This window comes from Mesorhizobium sp. CU3 (genome assembly GCF_006442965.1).
Taxonomy (GTDB): domain Bacteria; phylum Pseudomonadota; class Alphaproteobacteria; order Rhizobiales; family Rhizobiaceae; genus Mesorhizobium.
Genome location: NZ_VFWX01000001.1, coordinates 12669 through 26003, shown reverse-complemented (window position 1 = coordinate 26003; position 13335 = coordinate 12669). Strand labels below are relative to the sequence as shown.

Below are 13335 nucleotides of genomic sequence, written 5' to 3'. Positions count from 1 at the left end.
GCGCCGACCTCGGCCATTGGCCTTCCAGCAGGGAAAGGCCACTCTTATCTGCAAGGCTTGCTTGCAGTCGTTCAGCCCGAAATGCGCTCGATCACTGCGCCGCAGCCGGAGAGCTTTTCCTCCAGCCGCTCGAAGCCGCGGTCGAGGTGGTAGACGCGGTTGACGGTGGTTTCGCCCTCGGCGGCAAGGCCGGCGATGACCAGCGACACCGAGGCGCGCAGGTCGGTCGCCATCACAGGCGCGCCCTTGAGCTTGGAAACGCCGTCGACGATCGCCGTCTGGCCGGAAAGCGTGATGTGGGCGCCGAGGCGGGCGAGTTCCTGCACATGCATGAAGCGATTCTCGAAGATCGTCTCGGTGATGCGCGACTTGCCCTTGGCCATGGTCATCAGCCCCATGAACTGCGCCTGCAGGTCGGTCGGGAAGGCGGGGAAGGGGGCGGTGGTGACGTCGACCGGCGAAATGCCGGCGCCGTTGCGCTTGACGCGGATGCCCTCATTGGTCGGCGTGATCTCGGCGCCGGTCTCGACGAGAATGTCGAGCGCGCTCTGCAACAGGTCGGGCCGCGCGCCGTCGAGCATGACGTCGCCGCCGGTCATCGCCACGGCCATGGCATAGGTGCCGGTCTCGATGCGGTCCGGAATGACCCTGACGCGCGCGCCGGACAGCGCCTCGACGCCCTGGATGGTGATGGTGGCCGTGCCGGCGCCATGGATCTTGGCGCCCATGGCGATCAGGCATTCGGCGAGATTGACGATTTCCGGCTCGCGCGCGGCGTTTTCCAGCACCGTCTCGCCCTTGGCCAGCGAGGCGGCCATCATCAGCACATGGGTGGCGCCGACCGAGACCTTCGGGAAGACGTAGCGGTTGCCGGTGAGACGGCCGTTCCGGGTCTTGGCCATGACATAGCCATTGTCGACGTCGAGCTCGGCGCCCAGCGCCTGCAGGCCTTCGAGGAACAGGTCGACCGGGCGCGTGCCGATGGCGCAGCCGCCGGGCAGCGACACTTTGGCCTCGCCCATGCGGGCAAGCAGCGGCCCGATCACCCAGAAGGAGGCGCGCATCTTCGAGACCAGCTCGTAAGGGGCGGTCGTGTCGACGATGTTGCGGGCCGAGAAATTGATGGTGCGCGAATAGCCTTCCTGCTGCTTTTCGCGGCGGCCGTTGACGGAATAGTCGACGCCGTGATTGCCAAGGATGCGGATCAGCTGCTCGACATCGGCCAGATGCGGCACGTTTTCGAGCGTCAGCGTGTCGTCGGTGAGCAGCGAGGCGATCATCAGCGGCAAAGCCGCGTTCTTGGCGCCCGAGATCGGAATGGTACCGGCAAGCTTATTGCCGCCGACAATTCTGATGCGATCCATGAGATAAAATCCCCTCGGCCCGAACAGGCCGCTTCAATCGGTTGAGTGGTGCCCGGCTTAGACCATTGGCCGGCTTGGTTCAAGAAATAGCATTTTCTTAAAACCGAACCGACTATCGCCGGCCAGTATGGCTGATTTGGTCAGTCCTTGTGCATTTTTCCAGCAGCCGGCAACCCTTCCGGCCGCTCGTCCGCACTGCCGGTCCGCCTGGAACGCGCCTGCGCCTTGCGCTTCTGCAAATTGGCGCGCAACGCCTCGGCGAGCCGGTCCTTGCGCCCGGCCTCTGCCTTTTTCGGTGGATTTGCCTTGTCGTCCATCGTCTCGTCCCTCGCCGATTGTCAGCCGGCTGCGAATCCAAAATGGCTAATGCATGTCGCCCAAAATTGACATCGGTTTGGGAGAACGACATGCATAAAAACAAGAACCTAAAGCGCGTCGCCGGAATCCGTTTCAGCGCGACGCGCTTTAGCATTTTGGCGCGCTCCTGTCATGGAAGGCGGCAGCCAGGCCGGGTTTCGCGCTGTGGATTACCCGCGCAGCCGCCTCAAACCTCACGATTGCAGCGGCAATCACATGCGACGCTTTGGGTTTTTCTTGGCCTTGCGCTTGCCGATTCGATATGGCAGAAGCGCCGCCATCGCAGGCTGCGGTAGCTCAGTGGTAGAGCACTCCCTTGGTAAGGGAGAGGTCGAGAGTTCAATCCTCTCTCGCAGCACCAGCTTCCCGATACATCAAGCCAACCCTATGCAGTGACCACGTCGGCTCAGTTGGTGACATGCGATAGCCGCATGCCGGCTTCGTCCGGGATTTCTGCCATGCCTTCCTCGGCGAAGCGGTACATGTCCTCGAAATCGAGTTCGTGTTCGAAGACGACGCCGCCGACGCTGATCGCCAGCACGTCCTTGTCGCCTTTCGGCGCGAAATAGATTTCGCCGACCGCGCCGCGAATGCGCTCGCCGATATCCCTGGCGTCCTGCTCGCTCGCGCCCGGGAGGAAGACGCCGAACATCGAGGTTCCGAGCCGGCCGATCAGGTCGTCCTTGCGAACCGCGGACCGGATGGCCGACGCGATCAGCCGCAAGGCCTCGTCACCCCATTCCAGGCCGAAGCGCAGGTTGATCGATGCCAGATGTTGCGGATGGATCACCAGGAAGGCGCCGGAGCGGGGGCCGGCCGGTCTTGCGGCCCTTCGGTCGACCATCGAGGTGAATACTTTGCCGTTCAGGCAGCCGGTCAACTGGTCATAGGTGCCGGACCTGGTCAGTTCCTGCCGGTAGCGGCGGATTTCAATCTGTTGCCAACCGAGTAGGGCAAACAGCGGCAGTCCGATGGCGATCGGCACGATGATCGCCGTCGCCGCCCCGCGCACGAATGGCGTCAGGCCGTCGCTGAACATGAGCAAATAGTTCAATGCAAGCGAAAGGACGACGCAGGCGGCGGTGCCGAGCAAGGTCAGCCAAACGACCTGCTTCCAGGTCCGAACCGGCGCGGTCTGGGTTTTCGGAATCACGGGCCAATCTCCTGTTCGACGCATCGGCTTACAGGAGGTCCGTTACGATTTCGGCTTCAGGCAAGCCGACAATTTGATGCAAAGTCGACGTCTTCTCCGTGGCAGGCCAGGATCCCGTCCCTGCAAGCGGCCCCAGCCGCGGCTGCTGCGTCTGGTGACCTACGTGAGGTTCGAACAGGCCGTGATTCTAGAAGCGCCGGCCCGCTCCGACCATTCTGCTTTCACGCAATTCCGGGTCGAAGCCGGTCCCGACTGTCCCGCTTCACACTATTGCGGCGGCCCGAAAATCCCCATCCCGGCTTCTCTCGCCACCGTTTCCGCCTTGCCGTAAATGCCGGTGGGAGCGGCCATCGCCCACCCGTTGGAGACCAGCCAGGCGCCGACATCCTGTTTGCCGAGCATGCAGGGCGCGGCGATGGCGAAGCGGTCGGCGTCCGGCGGCAGCAGGCATTTGAGCGCGCGGCCGCGCAGCCAGCCGTTGAAGGCGGCGCGGGCGCGCTGGCCGCAGGGCCACGCGGCGGTGTCGAACGTGCAGGTCTGGTCGGGGCCTATCTCGAGCGTGCCGCTGATGGCGATTGTGCGCCCCATGGCTTCGAAGACCGCGGAAGAGGTTGCGACCGGTCGGAAAAGCAGCGCCTCCTGCCAATCCTGCGGCATCGGCGTCTTTGGCCACTGCGCGAGCCCGAGTTCGCCAAGGGGAGGGCGCGGCCCGATGCGCTCGATCCTGGATGGGTCGAGCGGCGGCGGCGCGATACGATCCTCGGCGATCCTGCGCGCCGGCTGGCCCGGTCGCGTGTCGTGGAGCAGGACAGAGGACGCCGGTTGCTGCTCACCGGCGCCCTGGCCCCGTGCGATCGAAGGCGGGGCGGGCGGCAGCCAGCGTTTGCCCTCGGCGATCAGCAGCACGCCGGTGAGCAGTCCCAGACCACCAAGCGCCGGCGCCAGCAGTCGGCGCAGTTCGGCCGGGCTCACGCGCGCGGCCTCGCGGGGCCAGGCCGACCGCCGGCGATGCCTCTCGAACCCAACCCGATGGATTGCGTCAACACGCCCGCCGCCCCGACCGTTTGCACCGGATCATACATTAGACGCAAGCGACATTCCTTGAAAAGCAAGGCGTTGCGTTAAGTCTCGCGCAACCAATACGTCCTACAATCGACCATCGGATGTCGAGGGGATGACATGACGCGCAAGCCGATCCTGCTTTTTGCCTTTCCGGCACTGGTGCTGCTTCTGCTGGCGGCGGAGCGGGTGGCGTCAATGCTTCTCGGCTTCTATCCGGCGAGCCCCGCCGTGTGGCACGCGTGGCTGGAGCTGCGCCCGTTCTCGACGACGTTCTGGCAGCAGGTCCATGCCTATCTCGGCGGATCGCTGGCCATCGACGCCGCCATTCTTGTTTTCGCTGCCGGCGCTTGCTGGATGGTCTGCCAGGCAAGGAGATCCGCCGGCTTCTTCCTCGCCAACCATGCTGCAATGATGTTCGCCGGACTGATGATGGCGTTGAGCAGCCATGCCGAGACGGCGAGCACCATTGCCGCCTTCACCATGTCTCCCCGGCTTCAGTTCTCGGTTATGGTCGATTTCAACCTGCAGAATTGCCTGGTGCTGTGCCTCGGCCTCGCGGCCTGCGCCTACTGCCACGTCACGTTCCTGCGCGAGGCGAAGGCGCGCGCCGAGACCCGCGCGGTCCGTATGCTGGCGCTGCAGCGCGATCTGTAGTTTCTCGGTTCCGGCGGCAATCCGCGAGCTCAGTTGATCTTCTTGTAATAGACCTTGCCGTCGGGCTGCTGGATGCGCTGATAGGAAGGGTTGGGGCCTGGAGGCGAGACCTTGCGCTTGAACGAGGGTTGCGCGTCGGCGAAACCGGCTCCGCTGTCGTCGACCTGGGATGCATCCGCCACCGTGGTGTTTTCCAGCATGCTCGGCTCGGCCACGCTGGGCGCCGGCTCGCTGGCGGCCACGGGCTGGCCCTGCCCCAGTTTGGCAACATTGCCGTTGATCTGGCCGAAGCTCGCCTGCAACTGGCGGTCCAGCGTCTCGAATCGGCTCTGGAAGCCGTTGTTGACGGTGTCGATGCGGGCGCCGATCCGCTGTTCGAACTGGCCGAGATCATCCAGCCGTGCCTCGATCGCCTTGAGGTCGTTGACGCCGCGATAGAGATAGATCGCGGCCGTCACGTTGACGACGGTGACGAGCAAGGCGCTCACCGCAACGACACCGATCAGTCTGGCCCGGCTGGGCCTTCCCGGAGCGGCCTCGCGTTGGCTAAGTTCGATTGCCGGAACGTCCGGGTCGCTGATCATAGTCATTCAACCACCACCTTTGCGCCCACTGCGACGCGCTTGAAGAGATCGATCACATCGGTGTTCGTCAGCCGGAAACATCCGGACGTGCCGTCGAAACCGACGCCCTTGGGATCGTTGGTGCCATGGATGCGATAGAGCGTGTCGCGCCCGTCCCGCGCCAGATAAAGCGCCCTGGCGCCGAGCGGATTGTACGGACCGGCCGGCACCATCGCAGGCAGTTCCGGCTGGCGCGCCCGCATCTCCTTGGGCGGACGCCACTCAGGCCATTCGGTCTTGGAGGCGACGGTGACCGTCCCGGTCCAGCCGAAACCGTCGCGGCCGACGCTGATCTGGTAGCGCAGCGCCTGGCCCGGTCCCGTCACCAGATAGAGCGCCTTCTCGTTTTTGCGGATGACGATCGTGCCGGGCGGCTCGCCGGTCTGGAAGGCGACCGCCTTGCGCAGGCTGGGCCCCATCGCGGGCAGCGTCGGCAGTGCCGATCCGGCTTGCGCGAAATCGCAGGCCGAAGCCAGCGCCAGGCCGATCAGGCAGGCGCCCGCAAGCCGCGTCGCCATCCGCCGGTCGGGGCTAACCCTGGGCATTGTCCAGCCGTTCCTTGAACATGCGCTTCAGGTCCTTGTTGAAGCGCGCGCGCCCGTCCACCTCGGAGGGCAGGATGGCGCGATTGAGCGAGTCGGCCAAGAGCGCATTGTCGAGCGCCAGCGACTTGATATGCGGCGCCTTGAAGATCTTCTCCAGTTCGCTGCGCGAGAAGTGGTTGCCGAACCATTTGCGCTTGTGCTTGTTGGCGACCAGCGTGATGTTGACCTTGTTGCCGCGCAACTCGCGGATCTTCTTGTAGAGCCGCTTGCCTTGCCTGAGCGAAGCGACGTTGAGCTCGAAGACGATGAAGATCTCGTCGCTCGTGCGCAGCACCGAATCGTGCCAGGGCGTCTCGATGTTGGGCAGGTCGATGACGATGTCGTCGAAGCGGTAGGCGACCAGATCGAGCAGCCGGAAGACGAAGTCGGAACCATGCGGCTCGAACGGTAATTGCGGCCGCTCGAAGGAATAGAGCGTGAGGCCGGACGGCCGCGACAGTTTGATGACGTCCATCAGCTCGACGTCGAGCCGCTCCGGCTGGGCGATGATGCCGGAGAGGTCGAACTGGTTGAACTGGTTGAGATAGGCGCCGCAATTGGCGCTCTGGAAGTCGAGGTCGACCAGGCAGGTCGAGGCCGCACGCTCGCCCGACTTCGAGGCAAGGTGCTCCGCCGCCGAGATTGCCAGCGTGGTCGCGCCGGCGCCGCCGCTGGCGGCGATGAAGGTGACGATGCGGCTCTTGGTGCCCTGGCTGCCGGTGTCGTGGAAGGTGACGGCGTTGAGCAACTCCTTGGCATCGAGCGGCTTGTGCAGCCAGTCGGACGCGTTCATGCGCACCAGAACGCGCGTCTGCTCGGAGGTGAGCTCGTCGGAGATCGCGATCAGCGGCACCGAAGCCCAGGCCGCCCGTGCCTCGACGATTGCCGGATTGCCGAGCAGCTCGCCATTTCCGAGATCGAGGATGATGATGCCGGGGCGGCTGTCGACAGGCGGCCCCTTGAGGAATTCCGCTGCGTCCGAAACCTTGACGTCATAAATCGCCAGCGCATCGAGACGGGTGGTGACGTCGCGCTTGAAATTCGCATCCGACGAAAACAGCGCCACCTGCTTTCTTTTGGTGGGTACAACTCTGGTGTCGATCGCGTTCATGGCCAAGTGGTTTTCATATCCTCGCCCGTAACCGTGCTAAGCATGGAGGGCATGTTGATGTTTGCGAATCCCATCAGTCCCTGGAGGAAGAAGAACTGGAAAGTTCGGTTCTGAAGGCTGACGGTGATGGTCGGCACGGGGCCACCAAGCCGGGTCTGGTAGCCGAGACCTGTCGCCGCATAGGTGACGACCACATTTGTGCGCAGCAGTCCGGGGAAGAAATGGCACATGCCCGGCCTCTGCGTTCCAGTGAGCGCGGGGCACGCATCGTCATTGGTCACTGCCGTGTCACCGCGAAAGATGCGGCTGAAGTTGGTCGCGTTGAACGTCCCGCTGTTGGTGCAGGAGCCTGTCGTCCCGGTGTAGCTGCAGGCAAACGGGCCGTACGCGCCCGCGACGACTGGTGCGCCGGGCGTGGTAGTGGGGCCCGCTGTCGTCAGATTGGTTGCGATGGGGTCGGAAATCGAGGCCAGTCGGGCACCGACCTGCACGGCCTTGGTCGCTGCGTTCCACTGGTAGAAGGCGTAGCCGAAGTCGACAAAGCCAAGCGTGATCGCAAAAAGCAGAGTGGACACGATGGTCATTTCGACCATTGCCGCGCCGTCCTCTGCTTTTGTGAAACGCCTGATCATCATCAAAACCGGATCAACCGCTCCTCGTGGTAGCCGGTGAGCGTGATCGTGCCGATCCCGACCAGCGAGAGCAGGCCAACGCCGCTATAGGCATAGGTGCCGTCGGCCCTGACGACGCAAACCTGCGGCGTCACCGACCGATATTGCGTGACACCGCTGACAACCGCGTCCTTGCAGTTGGTTCCGATGGTCACGGTCACGTTGGGGCTCTGAGTGTTCCAACCCGGAACGCGCGCGGTCCCGGTGCCGCCCACATTGCCATACAGCGCGATGTTCGAGGCGACGGTAGCGCAGTTGATCGCCAAGCCGGCGTCGGTATAGAGCTTGGTGTTGCAGCGAGCTCCGTAGCGGGCTGCATCGGAAAGTCCCGCCTGCATCAACAATTTGTCGTGGATCAGATTGCCGAACTCGAAGACTCCGGCGCACAGCACAAGCATCACAGGCGCGACAATGGTCATTTCGACGAGCACCGCCCCGCGCTGGTCCTTCCGGAACTTCCTGAACTGACGCGCAATCGACCGAAACATCGCTGTCACCGATAAATCTGCGCTTCGTCGCGGAGGAAATTGTCCAGCGTGCCGCGACCGCCTTTGCCGGTGATGTCGACCAACTCGACATAGATGTCCTTGCCGTCCTTGATCGGCTCGGTGATGAAGAAACTGCCGAAGGCGTGGACCGGGACGCTTGTCGCGCGTCCGTTGAAGCCGTTGGCGGTGCAGTCGATGATTGCCCCGTATAGGATGCGCCGGTCGACCGTTGTCACGGGCGTCTGGCTGCAGGATGGATTTCCGGTCTCGCCGCCGACGGAGGCGTCGCCGATAATGTTATCGGACGTGTTTCCGTCGCCGTTGGGATCGATCTCGTACCTATAGGTCTCGTAGCGGGTCGGCAGATCGTTGCCGGTCCCCGAAAGAGCCGATGGCAGGGCGCCGCGCGTCGGGTGATTGGCGGACCAATATCTCGCGAGATTCCAGTTGCCTTCGCCCATCCGGCCGCCCATCAGTGTGCAGTTGCCGGCGGAGATGCAGGGGTCTTCTTCAAGGCCGATGCCCTTCGTGGGATCGGTCTCGAATGTGGTCTTGTTGTTGCAGTTGAAGCTCTTCAGGCCCATGCGGACATTGAGGGCCGGTCCGTTGGCTGTGCCGATATAGGATTTGCTGATGCCGAACCGGGCGTTGAGCCCGTCCTGAACGGGGCCGGCATTCTGTCCCGGCTCTGTGTCGACGCCGTCCTGCGCATAGCAGCCCGACGGCTTCACCCTGGCAAGCGACAATTCAAGCTGGTTCGCGCCATTGCCGTCGGGCGAGGCGAGGAACGAGAAGTTCCCGTTCTGCCAGGCGCCATTGTTGCGCAGGATGATCTGCCGGCGGCGATATTGGCGCTGCTGGGCAGCCATTTCCAACGACACGCCACCCGGATTGCCTTCATACGGATTGCAGATGAAAACCGGTGTGTAGTCGCAGACCGAGGTGCTGAATCCGGCGATGGCCTTGGCCCCGACGTTGAACGATCCGCTGGCCGTGGAGGAGATGTAGGAAACCGGGAATATCGCCGAGAAGCCCACCGGCGTGACGGTGACTTCCACGAACCGGGCAAGCGCGGCGTCGGTGACTTCGTCGGTGATGACCATGGACGTGGCGACGGCCGTGGTGTCGTTGACAGGCAACGACTTCAGGTAGCGCGTAGTGATCCCGGATTGCTGCAAGATCTGCGGCGGTCCGGCTGTGGAGAAGGTGTAGTTGTTGGCGACCAGGTTAGCGATAGCGCGATTCGCGCGCGTGATGCTGTCGGACTGGCCGTCGAGCTCCGCCGCCGCGGCGAGCGACATCGCATCCGCGGCTTTTTGGAGATCGGCGTGCAGGTTGTTGACCCGGCTCATGTCGATCGCCAGCAGCGAGAAGCCGATGATCGCTGGCAGCATGATGCTTACCAGCAGGAGCGCTACACCCCTTTGATCGCGCCAGAACTTGCGAACGGTCCCCAACATTACCCCACCCTCTACTCTCCCGCTCAGGCCCTCCTCGCCTGACCTGGCCGCGTACTGCGGTTCACCTCACTGCGCCGCCGTTGGCGGCTCGCTTACACCCCCGCCGCCGACATTAACTGTCATGTTCGTGGTTGGTGCGGGCGTGCTAGGCGGCAGCTTGTATTTCTGGACGACGCCGACGGACCGTGCGCCATCGCCTTCGATCTTCGTGTTGTTGGACGCCGGATTGTACGAGTCGACGGTCTGCAGCAGCTGGTTGGTTTTCTGCGCATCGCCGGAAGCCAGCGTCATCGTGTCGTAGTTGTTCAGATAGTCCGCCGCGCAGCCGGCGAGCAGGCCAGAGCTGAGAAGGACCAGGAGGAGCTTATTTCTTGACATAGACCAGCTTGTCCTTCGATTTGACGTCCAGCATGTGGCCATAGGGGCCGGTGACGCCGTCCCCATGCTCATACCTGCGGATCATGTCCTTGCTGACTTCGAGCTGTCCGAGCAGGAAAAGTTCCGGGTCGTTGGCTGGCCTGGTTTTGTCGAGCGGAGTTGCCAACTGCTCGCCTGGTTTCACCGGCCGCACCAGGTGCGGTGTCACGATGACGACCAACTCCGTCTCTTCCTTCTGTGCACTGGAATTGTGGAACAAAGCGCCGACGATCGGCACCTGCCCGAGCCACGGCACCTGATCCTGTTCCTTGGTGGTCTTGCTCGACAGCAGCCCGCCGACTGCGAAGCTCTGGCCGTCGCGCAGCTCAACCACCGTGTCGAGTTTGCGATTGGTGAAAATCGGATCGCCGGCCGTCGTGAACCCTGTGAGGTCGCTTACTTCCGGAGAAAGCTTGATATGGATCTTGTCATCGTCAAGCACCACCGGCGTGAAGTTCAGGTTCACACCGAACTGCTTGTAGACGATGGTCACTTGGTCGTTGTTGACAACCTGACGGATGGGCACTTCGCCGCCGGCATTGAAGCTCGCGGTCTCGCCCGAAAGGGTAGTAAGATTGGGTTCCGCCAGCAGTCTCACGACGCCTTTCGACTCCAGCGCCTGGATGATCAAATCCACCTTGATGTTACTGTCGATGACGCGGGTGATCAAAGCGCCGAACGGATTGCTGCCCGAAAGAAGACCGCTTACCAGATCACCGGCGCCCAGCACCGTCCCATCCTTGTCGACAGTCGCATCGCCGGTTCCGAATATGGTTTTGCCGCTTTTGTTGGAGCCCCTGAGCGAGACCCCCAGATCGCGGCCGGCATTGCGTTTGGCCTCCAGAATGCGAACCGACAGGTTTACCTGCTGGCTGTCGTCGATGGAGACCGAATTGATGACGCCTTCGGGCCCATATTGCTGAGCGACCTCCATGATTTGCGCGAGCGTCGCGGCATCCTTGACGTGACCGGAAAGCCGAACCTTGCCGTTCAAGGAACCAATCTCGATGCGGGCTTTCGGAGCCACCTGGCGGATCGCCGCCGCCATGTCGCTGACATCCTGGCCGACTTCAATCTGAATGGTGCCAAGCGAGCGCTTGTCGTCCGAAAACAGGTTCACCGTAGTGGTGCCAACAGCCTTGCCGATAATGTAAAGCGTCTTGTCAGTCATCGGCTGCGCGTCGGCGATCTTCTCGTCGCCGACGACGATATCGCCCAGCGTGGCATTCACCTGGATCGTGGCGGATTGGGAAACCGGCACGAACACCCGGTGGAGCGAGGGGCGGGACACGTCGATGAAGCGGTCGGCCGCATTGGCCGCCTGGCCAAAGATCGCCGCCAATCCGAAAAAGGATAGCGCGGCCGCGGCCATCCTGACCCAAAACAAACTCATCCCCGTCTCCCCATACACTGCCACTTGGCAGCCCTCGTTTGCCGCCCCCCTTTTAGGGTTGGCGCGGCACGTCGTACGTCTCGAGTTTCACTCCACGAAACACCCCGACCGTTGCCCGTACCGGCGGTTCGGATTGAACGACCTTTAAGGGCTCGGCCTCGGGCGCCGCCTGCACGATCGTTGCAGGCTTCTTGCTCAGCTCATCCACCTGGCTTCCAACGCGCTCCACGGCCTTGGCCAGTCCATCCATCTTGGCGTCGGCCTGCTTGCGCTGGTCGTCGGCCCGCTGGCGGTCGGCTGCAGCCGCGGCGTCGGCCGCTGCCTGCTTCTGGGCTTCCGCCTGCCGCTTGGCGACGTCATCCGGCGTGTCGCCGGAAAGGTCGGAGAGGGTGATCCGCTCGGTGGTTTCCGCCTTGTTGGCCGCCGCCTGGCGCAACGCCAGCGACAATTGACCGGCGCCGGCGGCAAGGGTCAGCTTCTGTGCATCCTTGGTGTTGACTTCGACCGTCACGGCCTTCACGACCGTCGGGCTGTCCTTGCTTTCATCGGCCACCTGGTCGACGGCCAGCACTTTCACGCTCTGCAAAAGCACATCGACGAAGCTCTTGTCGGCGCCTTCGTCACTGCGAACAGTGCGCGTCAAAAGCACGTCGACGCGGTCGCCGGGGAATACAAAGCCCGCGACGCCAAGCACGTCGTTGACGCGGATTGAGACGGCCTTCATGCCCTCCGCCAGTACGGCCGATAGCGTGGCGCGCTGACCTGGCCCGGTGATCTTGGTCGCAAGCACCGGTTCATTGACGCCGATCGCCTGAAGCGCCTGCTTCGCGCCGTCGCCGGCCAGAAGATCCTTCGTCGTTTTGAAGGCGCCTGCCGGAACGGCGCCGGCCGGCCATGGTATTTCGCGCAATTTGTCGGCGCTCAAAGAATCGCCGAATTTGAGCTGCGTCGCTGCCACGACGATCGTATCGCGCGGCAGGTCGCCGGGCTTTGCCATGGCGCTGCGTTGGTTAGCCAGCCACATATTGGCCAGCACGACAGCCAGCACGCCGAACACGCCAGCCAGGATAATCATTATCACCGTGTTTGCGCGCATTTTGGCCCCCGCCTGAACGCTTGTTGCCTTGCTTTTACGTTGCTGCCCCTGGACGCCGGGGCAATTGCGCCGGCATCCAGAGTTAGTGTTGCCGCCTTAGTTGCTCTTCTGTTGTCCCAGAAGTTCCAATTAAGAAGCTGGAGTCGCTGAAGCGAGCGACGTGTTAAGCGTCGTCCACTCACCGCTGACCCACCCACCCACGGCAATGATCGTGGCAATAACCGCGACGGTAATGATGCCGAGCAGGACGGTATATTCGACCATGGCAGCACCGTCCTCATCGTCGCGGAACTGCTTGGCCATCGTAACGAGCGTTATCATCGCAACTGTTCCCTTCGAAGCCTTAAGCCAGCCACTAGCCGAGGCCTTGTCTCGACTAGTGGTACGCCCAAGCGACATTATCGCTTGGGCGGGCAACATCAGGAGGCCGGCGTGGTGGGCAGGGCGCTGTTGAGAGCCGACCAGCGACCCGAGACCCAGCCACCCACGGTGATGATAGTGGCGATCACGGCAACCGTGATGATGCCGAGCAGGACCGTATACTCGACCATAGCAGCGCCGTTTTCATCGTCGCGGAACTGCCGGGCCATCGTCATGAGCTTGTTCATGCGAAATATCTCCCTTTGGAGGTTTGAACCCGACGAGACAGAGCTAAGGATGAACCCCATACCCAAGCATCCCCCGTCACCTTCAATCCTAGGTCGTGCGAAAAAGCAGTGTCAAACGGATTAACGGAGCTTTAACCTTTCAATACTCGATCCGCGGCACTTTAAGTTTTGACAACGCTTTGATTCGCTTCATTTTTCAAGCGATCTTAACCATTCATTCACAATTCGGCCACAAGGCCACCCCAAGTGAGGAGGTATTAGAGATTGAATATAAGGCTTTATATCTAAGGGTTT

General features: G+C 62.6%; 16 protein-coding genes and 1 tRNA gene. 2 read left to right on the top strand and 15 right to left on the bottom strand.

Going from position 1 to position 13335, the window contains the following annotated elements; genetic code table 11:
* Positions 1-71: 71 nt before the first annotated feature.
* Both murA and FJ988_RS30710 read right to left on the bottom strand, forming a co-directional pair.
* Positions 72-1364: a UDP-N-acetylglucosamine 1-carboxyvinyltransferase gene (gene murA / locus FJ988_RS00135; RefSeq protein ID WP_140814572.1), complete on the bottom strand. Its 1293-nt coding sequence runs from the start codon at positions 1362-1364 to the stop codon at positions 72-74.
* A 140-nt stretch (positions 1365-1504) separates the two neighbouring features.
* On the bottom strand, positions 1505-1681 hold the full coding sequence (locus FJ988_RS30710; RefSeq protein WP_181183379.1) for a hypothetical protein: 177 nt from the start codon (positions 1679-1681) through the stop codon (positions 1505-1507).
* 326 nt (positions 1682-2007) lie between these two features.
* Between FJ988_RS30710 and FJ988_RS00130 the strand changes: the two genes are divergently transcribed.
* Positions 2008-2082: transfer RNA gene (locus FJ988_RS00130), tRNA-Thr, on the top strand.
* A gap of 45 nt (positions 2083-2127) precedes the next feature.
* Here FJ988_RS00130 and FJ988_RS00125 read toward each other — a convergent pair.
* Both FJ988_RS00125 and FJ988_RS00120 read right to left on the bottom strand, forming a co-directional pair.
* Positions 2128-2874 carry a GGDEF domain-containing protein gene (locus FJ988_RS00125; protein ID WP_246688395.1) on the bottom strand — a complete coding sequence of 249 codons (747 nt, stop codon included), beginning with the start codon at positions 2872-2874 and terminating at the stop codon, positions 2128-2130.
* A 267-nt stretch (positions 2875-3141) separates the two neighbouring features.
* Positions 3142-3846 carry a thermonuclease family protein gene (locus FJ988_RS00120; protein ID WP_246688394.1) on the bottom strand — a complete coding sequence of 235 codons (705 nt, stop codon included), beginning with the start codon at positions 3844-3846 and terminating at the stop codon, positions 3142-3144.
* A gap of 207 nt (positions 3847-4053) precedes the next feature.
* Between FJ988_RS00120 and FJ988_RS00115 the strand changes: the two genes are divergently transcribed.
* Positions 4054-4590 (top strand): hypothetical protein, encoded by a 537-nt coding sequence (locus FJ988_RS00115; protein WP_140814568.1) that lies wholly within the window; start codon positions 4054-4056, stop codon positions 4588-4590.
* Between the two features lie 29 nt (positions 4591-4619).
* On the opposite strand, the gene FJ988_RS00110 is transcribed toward FJ988_RS00115, so the two are convergent.
* The 11 genes from FJ988_RS00110 to FJ988_RS00060 form a co-directional block, all read right to left on the bottom strand.
* Positions 4620-5180, bottom strand: coding sequence for a hypothetical protein (locus tag FJ988_RS00110; RefSeq protein ID WP_140814567.1), 561 nt, complete (start codon positions 5178-5180; stop codon positions 4620-4622).
* On the bottom strand, positions 5177-5758 hold the full coding sequence (locus FJ988_RS00105; RefSeq protein WP_140814565.1) for a L,D-transpeptidase: 582 nt from the start codon (positions 5756-5758) through the stop codon (positions 5177-5179). Before FJ988_RS00105 ends, FJ988_RS00110 begins: the two co-directional genes overlap by 4 nt.
* Entirely contained in the window at positions 5745-6908 is a 1164-nt protein-coding gene (locus FJ988_RS00100) for an AAA family ATPase (protein WP_140814564.1), read from the bottom strand. The genes FJ988_RS00105 and FJ988_RS00100 overlap by 14 nt, the downstream gene beginning before the upstream one ends.
* The gene (locus FJ988_RS00095; protein ID WP_246688393.1) at positions 6905-7501 is read right to left on the bottom strand and encodes a TadE/TadG family type IV pilus assembly protein; all 597 of its coding nucleotides are present in this window, start codon (positions 7499-7501) and stop codon (positions 6905-6907) included. The genes FJ988_RS00100 and FJ988_RS00095 overlap by 4 nt, the downstream gene beginning before the upstream one ends.
* 41 nt (positions 7502-7542) lie before the next feature.
* A complete protein-coding gene (locus tag FJ988_RS00090; RefSeq protein ID WP_246688392.1) occupies positions 7543-8067 on the bottom strand; it encodes a TadE/TadG family type IV pilus assembly protein in 525 nt (174 codons plus the stop codon).
* A gap of 5 nt (positions 8068-8072) precedes the next feature.
* Entirely contained in the window at positions 8073-9527 is a 1455-nt protein-coding gene (locus FJ988_RS00085; protein ID WP_140814560.1) for a pilus assembly protein TadG-related protein, read from the bottom strand.
* Positions 9528-9593: 66 nt separating this feature from the next.
* Positions 9594-9905: a hypothetical protein gene (locus tag FJ988_RS00080; protein WP_140814558.1), complete on the bottom strand. Its 312-nt coding sequence runs from the start codon at positions 9903-9905 to the stop codon at positions 9594-9596.
* Positions 9892-11337 (bottom strand): type II and III secretion system protein family protein, encoded by a 1446-nt coding sequence (locus tag FJ988_RS00075; protein WP_140815310.1) that lies wholly within the window; start codon positions 11335-11337, stop codon positions 9892-9894. The genes FJ988_RS00080 and FJ988_RS00075 overlap by 14 nt, the downstream gene beginning before the upstream one ends.
* A 52-nt stretch (positions 11338-11389) precedes the next feature.
* Complete coding sequence (gene cpaB / locus FJ988_RS00070) at positions 11390-12433, bottom strand: Flp pilus assembly protein CpaB (RefSeq protein WP_140814556.1); 1044 nt, start codon at positions 12431-12433, stop codon at positions 11390-11392.
* Positions 12434-12562: 129 nt separating this feature from the next.
* A complete protein-coding gene (locus FJ988_RS00065; protein WP_140814555.1) occupies positions 12563-12754 on the bottom strand; it encodes a Flp family type IVb pilin in 192 nt (63 codons plus the stop codon).
* A 98-nt stretch (positions 12755-12852) separates the two neighbouring features.
* The gene (locus FJ988_RS00060) at positions 12853-13041 is read right to left on the bottom strand and encodes a Flp family type IVb pilin (RefSeq protein ID WP_140814553.1); all 189 of its coding nucleotides are present in this window, start codon (positions 13039-13041) and stop codon (positions 12853-12855) included.
* Positions 13042-13335: the final 294 nt, after the last annotated feature.